General features: G+C 62.4%; 16 protein-coding genes. 9 read left to right on the top strand and 7 right to left on the bottom strand.

The genetic code is table 11. From position 1 onward, the window contains the following. Positions 1-64: 64 nt before the first annotated feature. The 4 genes from NMG80_RS32740 to NMG80_RS32725 form a co-directional block, all read right to left on the bottom strand. A complete protein-coding gene (locus NMG80_RS32740) occupies positions 65-2,158 on the bottom strand; it encodes a VWA domain-containing protein (protein ID WP_254021943.1) in 2,094 nt (697 codons plus the stop codon). A gap of 2 nt (positions 2,159-2,160) precedes the next feature. Further along, on the bottom strand, positions 2,161-2,721 hold the full coding sequence (locus NMG80_RS32735; RefSeq protein ID WP_254021942.1) for an RNA polymerase sigma factor: 561 nt from the start codon (positions 2,719-2,721) through the stop codon (positions 2,161-2,163). A gap of 151 nt (positions 2,722-2,872) precedes the next feature. Further along, the gene (locus tag NMG80_RS32730; RefSeq protein WP_254021941.1) at positions 2,873-3,544 is read right to left on the bottom strand and encodes a hypothetical protein; all 672 of its coding nucleotides are present in this window, start codon (positions 3,542-3,544) and stop codon (positions 2,873-2,875) included. A gap of 107 nt (positions 3,545-3,651) precedes the next feature. Beyond that, positions 3,652-5,226, bottom strand: a complete 1,575-nt coding sequence (locus tag NMG80_RS32725; protein ID WP_254021940.1) for a trimethylamine methyltransferase family protein — start codon at positions 5,224-5,226, stop codon at positions 3,652-3,654. Between the two features lie 270 nt (positions 5,227-5,496). Between NMG80_RS32725 and NMG80_RS32720 the strand changes: the two genes are divergently transcribed. Then, positions 5,497-6,195, top strand: a complete 699-nt coding sequence (locus NMG80_RS32720; RefSeq protein WP_095494578.1) for a corrinoid protein — start codon at positions 5,497-5,499, stop codon at positions 6,193-6,195. A 201-nt stretch (positions 6,196-6,396) separates the two neighbouring features. Here NMG80_RS32720 and NMG80_RS32715 read toward each other — a convergent pair whose 3' ends face one another. Together NMG80_RS32715 and NMG80_RS32710 are read right to left on the bottom strand one after the other, a co-directional pair. Beyond that, positions 6,397-6,603, bottom strand: coding sequence for a hypothetical protein (locus NMG80_RS32715; protein ID WP_254021939.1), 207 nt, complete (start codon positions 6,601-6,603; stop codon positions 6,397-6,399). A gap of 260 nt (positions 6,604-6,863) precedes the next feature. Continuing rightward, positions 6,864-7,004 (bottom strand): EncA/B family entericidin, encoded by a 141-nt coding sequence (locus NMG80_RS32710; protein WP_254021938.1) that lies wholly within the window; start codon positions 7,002-7,004, stop codon positions 6,864-6,866. Positions 7,005-7,067: 63 nt separating this feature from the next. Here NMG80_RS32710 and NMG80_RS32705 point away from each other — a divergent pair, with 63 nt between their 5' ends. Continuing rightward, the gene (locus tag NMG80_RS32705) at positions 7,068-7,697 is read left to right on the top strand and encodes a DUF1638 domain-containing protein (protein ID WP_254021937.1); all 630 of its coding nucleotides are present in this window, start codon (positions 7,068-7,070) and stop codon (positions 7,695-7,697) included. Between the two features lie 7 nt (positions 7,698-7,704). On the opposite strand, the gene NMG80_RS32700 is transcribed toward NMG80_RS32705, so the two are convergent. Continuing rightward, positions 7,705-8,628, bottom strand: coding sequence for an NAD-dependent epimerase/dehydratase family protein (locus NMG80_RS32700; RefSeq protein ID WP_254021936.1), 924 nt, complete (start codon positions 8,626-8,628; stop codon positions 7,705-7,707). A 123-nt stretch (positions 8,629-8,751) separates the two neighbouring features. Between NMG80_RS32700 and NMG80_RS32695 the strand changes: the two genes are divergently transcribed. From NMG80_RS32695 to NMG80_RS32665, 7 genes are all read left to right on the top strand, one after another. Beyond that, complete coding sequence (locus NMG80_RS32695; protein WP_254021935.1) at positions 8,752-9,324, top strand: DUF4893 domain-containing protein; 573 nt, start codon at positions 8,752-8,754, stop codon at positions 9,322-9,324. Positions 9,325-9,661: 337 nt separating this feature from the next. Continuing rightward, complete coding sequence (locus NMG80_RS32690; RefSeq protein WP_254021934.1) at positions 9,662-10,573, top strand: fatty acid desaturase; 912 nt, start codon at positions 9,662-9,664, stop codon at positions 10,571-10,573. Between the two features lie 241 nt (positions 10,574-10,814). Continuing rightward, entirely contained in the window at positions 10,815-11,117 is a 303-nt protein-coding gene (locus NMG80_RS32685; protein WP_254021933.1) for a virulence factor, read from the top strand. Then, positions 11,110-11,709, top strand: coding sequence for a methylenetetrahydrofolate reductase C-terminal domain-containing protein (locus NMG80_RS32680; protein WP_254021932.1), 600 nt, complete (start codon positions 11,110-11,112; stop codon positions 11,707-11,709). The genes NMG80_RS32685 and NMG80_RS32680 overlap by 8 nt, the downstream gene beginning before the upstream one ends. Then, positions 11,706-12,797 carry a methylenetetrahydrofolate reductase gene (locus tag NMG80_RS32675; protein ID WP_254021931.1) on the top strand — a complete coding sequence of 364 codons (1,092 nt, stop codon included), beginning with the start codon at positions 11,706-11,708 and terminating at the stop codon, positions 12,795-12,797. The genes NMG80_RS32680 and NMG80_RS32675 overlap by 4 nt, the downstream gene beginning before the upstream one ends. Before the next feature lie 79 nt (positions 12,798-12,876). After that, positions 12,877-13,851 (top strand): methyltetrahydrofolate cobalamin methyltransferase, encoded by a 975-nt coding sequence (locus tag NMG80_RS32670; protein WP_254021930.1) that lies wholly within the window; start codon positions 12,877-12,879, stop codon positions 13,849-13,851. After that, positions 13,802-15,931, top strand: coding sequence for an ASKHA domain-containing protein (locus tag NMG80_RS32665; protein ID WP_254021929.1), 2,130 nt, complete (start codon positions 13,802-13,804; stop codon positions 15,929-15,931). The genes NMG80_RS32670 and NMG80_RS32665 overlap by 50 nt, the downstream gene beginning before the upstream one ends. Positions 15,932-16,092 lie beyond the last annotated feature (161 nt).

Here is a 16,092-nt window from a genome sequence, read left to right as displayed (position 1 = left end):
CGCCCGTGTGTCGGTTTTCCCGTATCAGAACGATTCTATCTAAGGAAACCGGCCGTCATCACCATTACCGGTTACCGCCGAGCGCCGAGGCAAGGCGCACCAGCGAGAGGAATTCGGACCGGTAGCCAAACGAGTCGGCTCCCCGGGCGGCAGTGGCAATCTCCATGATCTTGTCGTAGCCGAACTTGGCGGTCGCATCCTCGTCGCGCAGCTTCTGGCCAAAAGCCGCGACCGCAACGGAGAAGCGCTGGTCGGTGCTGGCCTGGTCGAAATCAGCAACTTCGTTGGCTGATGTCACCGGCGTGGTGATCAGCTTCGAGGCATCCTCATTTGGTAACTTGTAGCGGATCTTCACGAACGCATATTCGTCGGCATTGGCGACGCCGCCATTATTCACCGAACCCTGGCCGTAGCGCAGCGGATCGATCTTCTCGCCGCCGCTGCCTTTCGGCGTGATCTCGTAGATCGCGGTGACCGAATGGCCGGAGCCGATCTCGCCGGCATCGACGCGGTCGTTGTTGAAATCCTCACGGTTCAAGGCGCGGGTCTCGTAGCCGATCAGCCGGTATTCCGAGACTTTTTGCGGGTTGAACTCGACCTGGATCTTCACGTCCTTGGCGATGGTGAACAGCGTCGAGGACGCATCCTCGACCAGCACCTTCTCCGCCTCGGCCAAAGTATCGATATAGGCGGCGGTGCCGTTGCCGTTCTGGGCGATGGTCTGCATCATCTGATCGTTCAGATTGCCGCGACCGAAACCGAACACCGACAGGAACACCCCGGTCTTACGCTCCTTCTCGATCAATCGCTTCAGATCGTCGTCGTCGGTCTGACCGACATTGAAGTCGCCGTCCGTGGCGAGCATCACCCGATTGATCCCGTCGTTGACAAAGGATTTCTGCGCCAGCCGATAGGCTTGCCTGATACCCGCCTCGCCGGCCGTGCTGCCGCCGGGCGCCAACGTGTCGATGGCATTGAGGATCTTGTCCTTCTCCGAAACCTTCGTCGGCTCCAGGACAGTGCCGGCATCGCCCGCATAGGTGACGATCGAAACCGTGTCGTCGGGCTTCAATTTGTTGACCAGAAGCCGGAATGCGGACTGCAGGAGCGGCAACTTGTCCTGCTCGTTCATCGACCCCGACACGTCGATCAGGAAGACCAGATTGGCCTTGGGCTGCTCGGCCGGCTTCGCGTCGAAACCCTTGATGGCGACATGCATCAGCCTGGTGTGCTCGTTCCACGGCGTCGGCATGACGCCGACGGTGGAGTTGAACGGCGTCGAGGCAACGTCCGGTCCTTTCCAGTCATAGGGGAAGTAGTTGATCATCTCCTCGACGCGGACCGTGTCGGCCTGCGGCACGACACCTTCCCTGAGCGAACGCCGCACGAAGGAATAGGAGGCAGTATCGACATCGATCGAGAAGGTCGACACCGGGTCTTCGAGCGCGGCACGCACCGGATTGGTCCTAAAATCCTCGATGCGGTCGCGGTTTTGTTCCGGCAGCGGCACCTGGTCGGCCGGCATAGCGGCAGGCGGTTGTACCATCAGTTTGGATTCGGCTGTTGTGCCGGCCATCCCCTTGACCGCTGGGGCGCTGGCGCCGCCGTCCTGTGCGAACTCGCCGCTCGCCGCCGGCGCGGGCACATTGCCGGTCGGCGCACCCTGCCTTGCCAGGCCGCCGGCCGCCGATTGTGGCTCCGGCGATGCCGGGGGAAGCGCCTCGGCTGCGATGCGGTTTTCGGCGTCGGCATCGGCTTTCTTCCGCTTGTCGGCCTCGGCCACAGTGAGCGGCCTCACCGTGGCCGGATCTTTAGCCAGCGGTTTATCGGCCAGCGTTTCGGTGATCTTCTCGTCCCCCACGGAAAGGAACGGCTGCTCCTGCAGCATATAGATGGTGGCGTAACCGGCGATCGGCAGGGCGACGAGCCCGGCAATGGCCGGGGTGGCGAAGAGTTTCTTTTGCATGATTTCGCTCCAGAGCTTTTGTGCTCGCTCTGTGAGACGAAGCCCTTTCGCCGATCCTTGGGCGGCAGGTGAAGTTTTTTCGTCCATGTCGTAAGCCCGCAGGGCGGCCTCGAAGGCGCGCGCCTTCGCGTCGGTGCCGGGTGCCGGTGCTGCGATGTCGCGCAGCCTGTTGAGTTCGTTGTCGTCGACCATGATCACACTTCCCCGGCTGAAAGCATGAGCGCCTTCAACCGTTTCTTCGCTTCATGGATGTGCCAGGAAACCGTCGTCTCCGAGATGCCCATCGCCTCGGCAGCGAGTGCGTGGCTCAGCCCTTCGCCATAAACGAGCAGCACCGCGTCGCGCTGCTTGTCCGGCAGCATCCGCACCGCCGCCCAAAGCGCCTCGGCTGGATCTTCGGGCTCGGCCGGGGCTTTTCCCGAGATCAGCTCGTAAGCCCCGTAGGCTTCGGTCTTGATCGCCTCGCGGACGGTCTTGCGCATCATGTCGCGTGCCGCATTCAGCGTCATGGTGTAGAGCCAGGTGGTGAAGGCGCCGCTGCCATGATAATCGCGGATCGCCCGGCCGAGCCGGACGCAGACTTCCTGGGCGATATCCTCGGCGTCGGCCTTTTTCCCGCACCAGCGATAGGCGGCGCGATAGACGAAGTCATAGTGCCTTTCGAGCAATTTGCCGAAAGCCCCCCTGTCTCCGCCCTGCGCACGACCGATCAGCTCGGCGTCGGAGGCTTCGCTTTCATCCAGCATCAGCGCCATCATTTGCCTATTGGACGAAGGCTAGTGGCGATTCCTTGGGCAATGGAAAGAAATTTTTGTCGGCCGGCAGACGACGACCACGGTCGCGCAAGCCAACAGGGCAAGTCGCAATGAGGCAGCCTCATGCAAATCCGTGCGGCATTCGGCGGTGCTACAGACCCGCGAAAGCGGCCATGTGGAAGGCCTGAACCTGTGGCGGATAGCGATAGGCCGCGCCGTAGGGACAGGCGTTGCGGTCGAGACAACCACCGGTTCGGCACGGCGCGCCGTTTTGCCCACGCACATGCGCCAGACAGGTTTCGTGCGCGAAACCATCCGCAGAATAGGCGTCGACCGGACAGGATTTCAGGCAAGGTTTGTCGACACATGCATCGCAAAGGTGAATCACGTCGCGAGTTTCCCCAAGCGCAATCTCGTCCTCGAACAGCAGCGCACCGCGATAGGCGTGCCAGAGCCCGTATTGCGGATGCATGAGGATGCCAAGCGGCGACGGCCGCAAGCCCTCCGCCCGCATCGCCCATTGCTGGAACGGCAGATACGGTCTGTCGGAGGGCGAAGCGGCGCGCGCCCCGAATTTCTCCGCCACTGCGCCGATCACTTCGCGCGACCAGGCATCGAGCGGATCGGCAATAGTTTGCGATTGGGCTTCCCGCCAGCGCAGGAAATGCGCCCATGGGGCGACGCCCGCCTGTCCCACCAACAGCACGGATCTGGCGGCAGCGCCGGAAAGACCGGAGGGTGTTTCCTCATCGCCTGCAAAATTGAAGCCGCCGCGCAGGATGAGGCCATGGGCGGAAAGCGCCTTCGCTATATCTTCGACCATGCTGGGCGCAGGAGTCACCCCTTCCTGTCCGGCTCGGAGAAGGCGCTCCGCCAGACTTCCTTGTGGATGATGTTGGCGACTTTAGCCCCGCCTGACTCGGGCTCCTTTCAGGTGAAGGCGTCGGCCATCGACGCCTTCTTGCTGGCGATGAAGTCCTTCAGCCCATCGTCGATGCCCTGATCGAGATGCGGCGCCTCGTAGCTTTCCAGCCAGCGGCGGGCGAGTTCGTTGGCGCGCTGCGGTGCGGTCTTTTCGCCTTCGGCCAGCCACTGCTCGTAGGAATTGTTGTCGGCGATGCTGGAACGGTAGAAGGCGGTCTGGAAATTGGCCTGGGTGTGGTCACAGCCGAGATAGTGGCTGCCCGGGCCGACCTGGCGGATGGCATCCATCGCCTGGCCGTTCTCCGACAGGTCGACGCCTTCGGAGAACTTCTGCGTCATGCCGAGCTGGTCGATGTCCATCATGAACTTTTCGTAGCAAGAGGCGAGCCCGCCCTCGAGCCAGCCGGCCGAATGCAGCACGAAATTGGTGCCGGCGAGGATCGTCGAGTTCAGCGTGTTGGCGCTCTCATAGGCCGCCTGCGCGTCCGGGATTTTCGAAGCGCAGAGCGAGCCGCCGGTGCGGAACGGCAGGCCAAGCCGGCGTGCGAGCTGCGCCGCTCCATAGGAAACCAGTGACGGCTCCGGCGTGCCGAAGGTCGGCGCGCCCGACTGCATCGAGATCGACGAGGCGAAGGTGCCGAACAGCACCGGTGCGCCCGGCCGGATCAGCTGCGTGAACGACGCGCCAGCCAGCACTTCGGCCAGAACCTGGGTCAGCGTGCCAGCGACCGTCACCGGGCTCATCGCGCCGGCGAGGATGAACGGCGTGACGATACAGGCCTGGTTGTGGCGCGAATAGACTTTCAGCGCCCCCAGCATGGTCTCGTCGAACACCATCGGCGAATTGGCGTTGATCAGGCTGGTCAGCACCGTGTTGTTCTCGACGAAATCGTCGCCGAACACGATCTTGGCCATCGCCACCGTATCTTCGGCGCGCTCCGGCGCGGTGACCGAACCCATGAACGGCTTGTCCGAATATTTGATGTGGCTGTAGATCATGTCGAGATGGCGCTTATTGACCGGCACGTCGACCGGCTCGCACACCGTGCCGCCCGAATGGTGGATCGACGGCGCCATATAGGCGAGCTTCACGAAATTCTGGAAATCCTCGATCGTCGCATAGCGCCTGACGCGGTCGAGGTCGCGCACGAAGGGCGGGCCGTAGACCGGTGCGAAGACGGTGGCGTTGCCGCCGATCTGCACCGAACGTTCGGCATTGCGGGCATGCTGGGTATAGACGGACGGCGCGGTTTTCAAAAGTGAGCGGCAGAGCCCCTTCGGGAAATGCACGCGCTCGCCCTTGACGTCGGCGCCGGCCACTTTCCACAATTGCAGCGCCTCGGCGTCGTCGCGAAAGATGATGCCGATCTCTTCGAGCACCGTGTCGGTGTTCTTCTCGATCAGCGCCAGCCCTTCCTCGTCCAGCACCTCATAGACGTTGATCTTGCGCTTGATGTAGGTGAGCTGGGTGCCGGGGCCGCCACCCGAGCGCGCCGCCCGTCGGGCAGCGGCACCACCACTGGCGGCGCGTCCGCGCCGCGCGTTTGACGCTTCCTGGTCGACCGGCGCGTTCTCACTCATGATCGTTCTTCCCTGACCTTGTTCTGGCGCAATTATTACGGCCGCATATCGCGGCTTGTGGCCGGATCGTAGTCATGCACCCTATTCGAAACGGCCCGCCAGCGCCAACGCCTGTCGCAAAATCGACAAGAATTCCAATAGATTTGCAGTCGCTTTCCTTTTGCGGGAAGTCGCAAATCAGCTATGGATGCAAGCCTGTAGCGGGTTAGGTATTGACGTGATATTTGAGGCCCCGCAATTGCATCTGTGCGGCAAGGAGCTGGATTAAAAATGGCCGACGACGAGATCATCCTTTCCGAGCTTTCCGACGACGAACTCGTGCAGCAGATGCACGACGACCTTTATGACGGGCTGAAGGAAGAGATCGAGGAAGGCACCAACATCCTTCTCGAGCGTGGCTGGGCGCCTTACAAGGTGCTGACCGAGGCACTGGTCGAAGGCATGCGCATCGTCGGCGAGGATTTTCGCGACGGCATCCTGTTCGTGCCGGAAGTGCTGTTGTCGGCCAACGCGATGAAGGCGGGCATGTTCATCCTGCGTCCGCTGCTTGTCGCCACCGGCGCGCCGAAGCAGGGCAAGATGGTGATCGGCACCGTCAAGGGCGACATCCACGACATCGGCAAGAACCTTGTCGGCATGATGATGGAGGGCGCCGGCTTCGACGTCATCGACCTCGGCATCAACAATGCGGTGGAAAAATATCTCGACGCCATCGAACAGCATCAGCCTGACATCATCGGCATGTCGGCGCTGCTGACGACGACCATGCCCTACATGAAGGTGGTCATCGACACGATGAAGGAAAAGGGCATCCGCGACGACTACGTCGTGCTGGTCGGCGGCGCCCCGCTCAACGAGGAATTCGGCAAAGCCGTCGGCGCCGACGCCTATTGCCGCGACGCAGCCGTGGCAGTCGAGACCGCCAAGGACTTCATGAAGCGCAAGCACAACGTCCGCGCATCGGCCTGAGCTGACGGGGAGAAGAACAGGAGCATAAGTACGGAAGCCCGTACTTATGCTATGATGCAGGCCGATGCGGCTCGTAACGCCGGCTTGTCAAGACACAAACAAGAAACAGCGATCCGCGTAACGAACATACCCGATGGAATCTTTGAACGGGACGTTGAGCACGGCAGGCCTGGCTCGGAGCGTTTAGGCGGGTAGAAGCGCCTATTCTGACTCTTTTGCCTCTTCCTTCAGGATCGGCGTGTCGGCGGTTGTATTCGCGACGCTTGCGACTTTGGTTTGCTGATCTACGCTTGCAGCTTTGGTTTGCTGATCTACGGAAGCCGTCGTTTTGTTGTGGCCAACACATTCCGCTGCGGCGCCGGACACCGAAAGGCCCAGAACGGCGACAACTAGGAGAGCGGTCTTCATCCTATGCTCCTGTCTTCGTTGTTGAGGTACAGGGAAAGGTTACCGGCATGCCCCGCATTCGAGAAGTCAACTTTTCGTGCCTGCCCCAGGTGCACCCGCCCTGACGAACGTCCGCGCTTCGACCTAATCTCGGCGAATCGGCATGCACAATAAACCGAGCCGCGCCTTGCAGCGCGGCTTTGTTGTTCCGAGATGTTACAAGGATTTACGTGCCTCGCTTGAACTATGTTGATCGCGACGCGCTTTGGTGAAACTGCGGATCAGGGATTCTCGACCGTGTCCTCAACTGCGTTTGCGGTCGATTTGACGTCCCTGCCGACGCCGCGAACTGTATTGGCGCAGGCTGAAAGAGCCAAGGCGCAAGCGATAATGGCGATCGGCGCGATGCGTAACAGTTTCATGAGTGGTGTCTCCCTCAACAATAGATTCGCCCGACAGCAACGAAGATCGGTTAAACTGGTTCCATGAGCGCCATACGAAAACTACAACCCGATCAAGGCGACAGGCTGCTTGTCATCGCCTGCGGAATGATTGCGCGCGAAGTTCTGGCCGTCAAGGAGCAGCTGGGGCTCGACCATCTCGACCTGACCTGCCTGCCGGCGGAGTTCCATTTCTACCCGGACCGCATCGCACCGGCCATGGACAAGGCGATCGAAAAGGCCAAGGCGGACGGCTACAGAAACATCTTCGTCGGCTACGCCGATTGCGGCACCGGCGGCCTGCTTGACCGCGTCTGCGAGAAGCACGGCGTCGAGCGCATGGCCGGGCCGCATTGCTTTGCCTTCTACCAGGGCATGGACGCCTATGCGAAGGTCGCCGACGACGACATGATGTCGTTCTACATGACCGACTTCCTGTGCCGGCAGTTCGACGCCTTCTTCATGAAGCCGCTCGGCCTCGATCGGCATCCGGAGCTGATCAAGGACTATTTCGGAAATTACCAGAAGCTGGTCTATATCGCCCAGACCGACGACCCGGAACTCGACAAGGTCGCCGAGAAGGCCGCGAAAATGCTCGGCCTCGCCTATGAGCGCCGCTCGACCGGCTACGGCGATCTGACGACGGAGCTGGCCAGCGCCGCCGGACACGGCTGACCGTTCGTCAGGCGGCTCCTTCTTCCGCTGCAAGCCCGGCGAGCACAGCGGCAAAGCTCGTCTTGCAGACGAAGCCCAGCCTGTCCCGCGCCCGTGAGGCGTCGTAGACACGGTCGATCGAGGAAAACATCGTCCAGCCTTTTCGCGCATAGAGCGCCGGGAACTCCGGAAAATAACGCGCCACGACTGACGGGGCGTCGGCGATCAATGCCTTGCAATCATTGGGCCGGAACGGCGTTGGCGCCGAGACGATGAAGATATCGAAGCCCAGTTGCGGCGCCTTCTCCAGCGCCGCGACATGGGCCTCGGCGGCATCTTCCACGGTCAGCCGGCGGAACAACAGCTCATTGGCCTTGGTGTTGGCGTCCGACTGCTCGATCGCATGCGCCATGTCGTCTGCCTCGGGAAAGAACCGGGCGGTGCGCAGCACGATCACCGGCAGTCCGGACTGGACGTGATAGAGGCGGCAAAGATGCTCGGCCGAAAGCTTGGTTACGCCGTAGATGTTGCGCGGCTCGGGCGACACGTCTTCCGTCAGCCAGGCGGCCCTGCCCGCACCGCCGGTCAAGCCGGCGCGTATGGCTTTCGAGATCATCAGCGAGGTCGTCGATGTGAAGACGAAGCGCTGAACGCCTGATACCACCGCTGCGTCGAGCAGGTTGAGCGTGCCGCGCACATTCGTCTCGATGAAATCCTCATTGCGTTGGTGTTCGATGTCAGGCTTGTGCAGCGCGCCACTGTGGACGATCGCCTCGATGCGGTTTTCCTCGACCGTCCGCATCACCAGATCACGGTCGGCGACCGAGCCGATCATCTGCGTTTGCGCCGACGGGACCGGATCCAGCCCGATGACGTCATGGCCAAGGGCCCGCAGGCGCGGCGCGAGCGCGCTGCCCAGCCAGCCTGACGACCCCGTAAGCAAGATCCGCATCGGTGAAACCACGAGTTTTGACCTGACCGCTGTTAAGCACGGATGACAGGCCACCGCGAACGGGTAAGTTGTATGCCAAACGAGAAAACAGGCTGTTCCAGCTTTCGACCAGGAAACGCACCGATGATCGCTCGCCTCCTGATTGCCGCAGGCGTTGTCTGCTTCGCCCTTCCCGCGCTCGCCGATGGCGAGGTGCAGAAGCTGATCACGCCCGCCGACAAGGTGCGGCTCGACAAATATGACGCGACGCGAAAGGCAGCCCTTGACGAAGCCAGGGCTGGCGACGTCGCCGATGTCAAGCGGCTCGACGCCTTGCTGGCAAAGCCGTTGGTCTCGTTTTCCGACAAGGACCTGACCGGCAACTGGCAGTGCCGCACCATCAAGGCCGGCGGGCTGAGCCCGCTCGTCATCTATGGCTGGTTCAAGTGCAAGGTGAGCGACGATGGTTCGGGCTGGATGCTGGAAAAACTCACCGGTTCGCAGCGCACTAAGGGGCGTTTCTTCGACGACGGCGAACAGCGCTCGATCTATCTCGGCTCCCTTTCCGTCAATGACGATCCTGCAAAACCCTATGGCAGCGGCCGGCAAAGCGACCAGATCGGCTATGCCTTTTGCAACAGCGCCAACGAATGGCGCATCGAGTTCCCGGCCCCCTATTACGAATCGAAGCTCGACATCCTTGAGCTCAGGCGCTGAGCCCGCTGTCCTGTCACCGATCATGAGGGTTAACCCGGCGGTCTAAAGCGCGTCGCGGCTTCATGCGACGCGCTTTAGGTTTCTTTGTTTTCATGCATGTCGTTATCGCAAAACCGCTGCGCACCCTTGGTTCAAGCCCGAGGGGATGCTTTTGCGCGACATGCATTAGCACCCCACGCGCCAGCACTATGTCGTTACGGGCGCCGCGCCGCGGCCTGCCTTGCAAACAATGGTGCCATCCGACGATCTGGTTCTATCTCTGGACCGGCGTAAAAACCGGCGTCTGGTAACGAGCGCCGATTTACCAGACGGCGCCTCGGCGATAAGCTTGGCCCTTATGAGCGAAATCGACCACCGCACCATCATCGCCAGCCTTTCGGTCGAGGATCGTCGGGACCTCACCGCCAAACTGGACAGGCCCGGCATTGTCCGGCTCGCCGTTCACGGCGGGCTGGTTGTCGTGCTGGGTACGCTGATCGCCGCCCGCATTCCGTTCTGGCCGGTTCTCATGCTGCCGCAGGGGATCCTGATCGTCTTTTTCTTCACGCTGTTGCACGAGACAATCCACGAAACGGCCTTCAGGGAGCCGTGGCTCAATCGCGCCATCGCCAGCGTGACCGGCTTCCTGATCCTGCTGCCGCCGGCATGGTTCCGTTACTTTCATTTCGCGCACCATCGCCACACGCACGATCCGGACAACGACCCCGAACTGATGGCTCCGAAACCGGAGACCATAGCCCAGTACCTGCGCTATCTCTCCGGGATTCCCTATTGGAGCGGCATGGCGCGCGTGATCGTCGTCAACGCGGCCGGCCGCAACCGCGACGGCTTCGTGCCGGACAAGGGCCGCGACAAGGTGATTTTGGAAGCACGTTGGTTCCTGTTCGCCTATGCGATGCTGTTGGCGGCGTCGTTGGCCGCACAGTCGGCGCTGCTGCTGTGGGTCTGGATCGTGCCGGCGCTCATCGGCCAGCCCTTCTTGCGGGCCTACCTGCTGGCCGAGCATGCGCTGTGCCCGCATGTCGCCAACATGCTCGAAAACACCCGCACCACCTTTACCACAAGGCTGGTGCGCTTCGTGGCGTGGAACATGCCTTACCACTCCGAGCACCATTCCTATCCGGCCGTTCCCTTTCACCGCCTGCCGCGTTTCCACCAGATTGTCGCCGAACATCTGCGCACGACCGAGCGAGGCTATGTCCGCTTCCAGAGGAAGCTTGTCGGCAGCTTCGATCGTCGCGCCGGCTGATCCATACCAAGCCAAATACCGAAAACTTTCATCTTTCCCTTGCGGCCTCCAATTGCGTCGCTTTTGAATGCGCGCGCGTCGTCCCATAACAAGCAGCCCAACAGCGCTTCCGGCAATGCTCGGAACCACTGCATCGGCCCAAAGATCGATCTCCGGAAAGCACGATGCAGCTGAGTCAAAGTGGTAGACCGTCCTTTGTCCATCCGATTGAACGCAGGGCGCTCTACGGGAGTAGGAATTCATGGCCGATCTGATCGTCGTCTACTGGCGCGACATCCCCGCCCAGGTCATCGTTAGGAAAGGCCGGCAGAACGCCAAGCGCGAACTGCCGCTGCGCTTTACCGAGGCGATCGACATGTCCGCGATGCGCACCGGCGCCGGCGGCACCGACGACTATCTGGCCGAATGGCGCAAGGCCGACCCGGTGCCGGTCAGCGACGATCTTGAAGCCGAGGCGGAAAAAGCCCTTCAGGACATCGACGCGAAATACGACCGCGAGCGGCTGGTCGCTCTGGTCAAGGCCGGCGGAAAAGAAGATGTCTGAAACGACCCCGGCGATTACCCAGGCCACTCTGGTCAAGAAGGCAGCGCCGAAATCCGACTACAAGCCGGCCGACGTGTCGCCGCAGCGGCGCGTGCAGCGTTCCTTCGCGGTCAGGCTGTGGTCTGTCCGCCACTCGCGACTGCTCGAATGGTTCTACGCCAGGTTCTCCGACACGTTTTTGCTCCTCCATCCGCTGTGGAAGCGCATCGGTTACGGCCGCGTCGAAGGTCCGATCAAATTCGTCGAAAAACGCGTCAAGGGCTTTATGTTCGACTGCCGCATGTGCGGCCAGTGCATCCTTTCCTCTACCGGCATGTCGTGCCCGATGAATTGCCCCAAGCAATTGCGCAATGGCCCTTGCGGCGGTGTGCGCGCCAACGGCAATTGCGAGGTCGAGCCTGATATGCCGTGCGTCTGGGTCAAGGCCTGGGAAGGTTCGCGAAACATGGTTCATGGCGACAAGATCCTCGACGTGCAGAAGCCGGTCGACCAGTCGCTGCGCGAAACCTCGGCCTGGCTGCGGGTGACAGCACAGGCCGCCGCCGCGCGCGAGACCGCGCGCAACGCTCCTAACCCCGGGGCACCGGCATGATCGGCCGCCAGCCCGACGAGAACCCGGCCGGCATCCATCTGCCGCTCGACCCGCTGCCCGGCCACACCTCGCGCGGCCGGCTGGAGCGCGTCCTGAGGCGCGGCGAGTTCGCGGTGACCACCGAGCTCAACCCGCCCGACAGCGCCGACCCGGAAGACGTCTACAACCGCGCCAAAATCTTCGACGGCTGGGTCGACGCCATCAACGCCGTCGATGCCTCGGGCGCCAACTGCCACATGTCCTCGGTCGGCATCTGTGCGCTGCTGACCCGCATGGGCTACGCTCCGATCATGCAGATCGCCTGCCGCGACAGGAACCGCATCGCCATCCAGGGCGACGTGCTGGGCGGGGCGGCGATGGGCGTCGCCAACATGCTGTGCCTGACCGGCGACGGCGTGCAGGCCGGCGACCAGCCAGGCGCCAAGCCGGTATTCGATCTCGACTGCATGTCGCTGCTCGAAACCTGCCGCATCATGCGCGACAACGGCAAGTTCCTGTCCGGCCGCAAGCTGACGACGCCGCCTCAGCTTTTCCTCGGTGCGGCGATCAACCCTTTCGCGCCGCCGATCGATTTCCGCCCCTACCGGCTGGGCAAGAAAATCGCCGCCGGCGCGCAGTTCGTGCAGAGCCAGTACTGCTTCGACGTGCCGATGTTCCGCACCTACATGCAGCAGGTCCGCGATCTCGGTTTCACGGAAAAATGCTTCATCCTGTGCGGCGTCGGACCGCTGGCCTCGGCCAAGACCGCTAAATGGATCCGCTCCAACGTGCCAGGCATTCATATCCCCGATTCGATCGTCAAGCGGCTGGAAGGCGCCCAGGACCAGAAGGAGGAAGGCAAGCAGCTCTGCATCGACATCATCAACGAGGTGAAAGAAATTCCCGGCGTCTCCGGCGTCCACGTGATGGCCTATCGCCAGGAGGAATATGTCGCCGAGATCGTGGATGAATCGGGCGTGCTGAAGGGGCGCCAGCCCTGGAAGCGCGAAATCCGCCGCGACGACCAGCTCGTCGCCGACCGGCTCGACCACATATTGCATGACGAGATCACCGAAACGCAGGTCGACATGGTCAAGACCGCGCATTGACGGCGCGGCCGGTCACCATTCACTTGATCGAAATCAGAAACGATATAAGGAAGTCTTTATATCACGAGGGAGAGATTTCATGACCCGGACGATCGTCGCCTCGGCGACACGAGAAATCATCATCGGCTTCGACCAGCCCTTCTGCGTCATCGGTGAACGCATCAATCCGACCGGGCGCAAGAAGCTCGCGGCCGAGATGATCGCGGGCAATTTCGACACCGTCATAAAAGACGCGCTGGAACAGGCCGCCTGCGGCGCGACCATGCTCGACGTCAATGCCGGCGTCACCGCCGTCGATCCCAACGCCACCGAGCCGGCGCTGCTGGTGCAGACGCTGGAGATCGTGCAGGGCCTGGTCGACCTGCCGCTGTCGATTGACAGTTCGGTGACCGCGGCGATCGAGGCGGCGCTCAGGGTGGCCAAGGGCCGTCCACTGGTCAATTCCGTCACCGGTGAGGAAGAAAAGCTCGAAGCCATCCTGCCGCTGGTCAAGAAATACAATGTTCCGGTTGTCGCCATCTCCAACGACGAGACCGGCATTTCGATGGATCCGGACGTGCGTTTTGCCGTCGCCAAGAAGATCGTCGAGCGCTGCGCCGATTTCGGCATTCCGGCGCATGACGTGGTCGTCGACCCGCTGGTCATGCCGATCGGCGCGCTGGGCGATGCTGGCCGCCAGGTCTTTGCGCTGCTGCGCCGGCTGCGCGAAGAACTCAAGGTCAACACCACCTGCGGCCTGTCAAACATCTCGTTCGGCCTGCCGCACCGCCACGGCATCAATGCCGCCTTCATCCCGATGGTGATCGGCGCCGGCATGACCTCGGCGATCATGAACCCGGTACGGCCGCAAGAGATGGAAGCTGTGCGCGGCGCCAACGTGCTGAACGGCACCGACGAGAACTGCACCAACTGGATCAGGACCTACAAGGACTACAAGCCGGCCGAAGGCGGCCAGGCGGTCGCGGCGCCCACGCAAGTCAATGCGCCGGGCGAAGGCAACGGCAATGGCGGCCGCCGGCGCGGCGGTCGTGAAGCCCGTATGGCTCGAGGATAAGCGCGCAATCGTGAACTCTCCTGCCAACATCACCGATCCGCTCGTGCTGTTCATGCCGTCCGGCAAGCGCGGGCGGTTTCCGGTCGGCACGCCGGTGCTCGATGCCGCGCGCCAGCTCGGCGTCTATGTCGAGAGCGTGTGCGGCGGACGCGCCACTTGCGGGCGCTGCCAGGTCGAGGTGCAGGAAGGCAATTTCGCCAAACACAAGATCGTCTCTTCCAACGACCACATCTCGCCCAAGGGCGCCAAGGAGGAGCGCTACGAACGCGTTCGCGGCCTTCCCGAACGGCGCCGCCTGTCCTGCTCGGCGCAGATCCTCGGCGATCTCGTCGTCGACGTGCCGCAGGATACGGTCATCAACGCACAGACCATTCGCAAGGACGCCGACACCAGGGTCATTGCCCGCGATTCGGCAATCCACATGTGCTATGTCGAGATCGAAGAGCCCGACATGCACAATCCATCAGGCGATCTCGATCGCCTGAAGATCGCGCTGATGAAGGACTGGGGGCTCAAGAGCCTCGATTTCGATTTCCATCTGCTGCCGCAGGTGCAAGGCATCTTGCGCAATGGCAACTGGACCGCGACCGCCGCCATCCACAAGGATGCCGAAAGCGAGACCGCGCGGGTCATCTCGTTGTGGCCCGGCCTCAAGAACGAGGCCTACGGGCTTGCCTGCGATATCGGCTCGACCACCATCGCCATGCATCTGGTGTCGCTGCTGTCGGGCCGCGTCGCCGCCTCGTCGGGCACGTCGAACCCGCAGATCCGCTTCGGCGAGGATCTGATGAGCCGCGTTTCCTATGTGATGATGAACCCGGACGGTCGCGAAGGCATGACGGTCGCGGTGCGCGAGGCGATCTCGGGTCTTGTCGACAAGGTTTGCGCGGAAGGCAGCGTCCAGCGCAACGACATCCTGGATTCCGTCTTCGTCGGCAATCCGATCATGCACCATCTGTTCCTCGGCATCGACCCGACCGAACTCGGCGGCGCACCTTTCGCGCTGGCCGTCTCGGGCGCCGTGCACATCAAGGCGTCGGACATCGGCCTCAAGCTCAACCAGGGTGCCAGGCTCTACATGCTGCCCTGCATCGCCGGCCACGTCGGCGCCGACGCGGCGGCGGTGACGCTGTCGGAAGGCCCACACCGCCAGGACGAGATGATGCTGATCGTCGACGTCGGCACCAACGCCGAGATCGTGCTCGGCAATCGCCAGCGGGTCGTGGCGGCCTCCTCGCCCACCGGTCCGGCCTTTGAGGGCGCGGAAATCTCCGGCGGCCAGCGCGCCGCGCCCGGCGCCATCGAGCGCGTCCGCATCGATCCCGACACGCTGGAGCCGAAATACCGCGTCATCGGCTCGGAACTGTGGTCCGACGAGCCCGGCTTCCTCGACAGCGTGCAGGCGACCGGGGTCACCGGTATCTGCGGCTCCGGCATCATCGAAGTGGTCGCCGAGATGTACTTGGCCGGCATTATCTCCGAGGACGGCGTCGTCGATGGTGGGCTCTCCGCCCGCTCGCCGCGCGTCACAGCCATTGGCCGCACCTTCTCCTACGTGCTGAAGGAAGGCGAGCCGAGGATCACCATCACCCAGACCGACGTGCGCGCCATCCAGCTCGCCAAAGCCGCACTCTATGCCGGCACCAAGCTGTTGATGGAAAAGCAGCACACCGATCATGTCGATCGCATCCACTTCGCCGGCGCCTTCGGCTCGTTTATCGATCCGAAATACGCCATGGTGCTGGGACTGATCCCCGACTGCGATCTCGACAAGGTCTCGGCCGTCGGCAACGCCGCCGGCGCCGGTGCACGCATGGCGCTGCTCAATCGCGGTTATCGCCGCGAGATCGAGGAAACGGTGAGCCGGATTGAGAAGATCGAGACGGCGCTGGAGCCAAAATTCCAGGAGCACTTCGTCTACGCCATGGCGCTGCCGAACAAGGTCGACCCGTTCCCGAAACTATCGGCGGCGGTGAAACTGCCACCGCGCAAGACCGTCACCGAGGACGGCATTGCCGGCGATGCCGCCCCGCGGCGTCGTTCGCGCGAGGGCCACGCCGCCCGGCGCGGCCGGGGGTAGCCCCCACTGCTAAAAAGCTGCACTTCGCCCTCATTCTCGTTTGCATGCAAATGTTTCCGGATCAGCCCAAACTGAAACAAGGCGCTGTTTTTCGTGAAATCCACCAGATACACGCGCGGCGCATTTAACCGGCATCGAACGGCAGGCAGGAAATAACTTTC

Source organism: Mesorhizobium escarrei, assembly GCF_935825525.1.
Taxonomy (GTDB): Bacteria; Pseudomonadota; Alphaproteobacteria; order Rhizobiales; family Rhizobiaceae; genus Mesorhizobium; species Mesorhizobium escarrei.
This window is presented reverse-complemented; position numbering and strand designations above follow the sequence as displayed.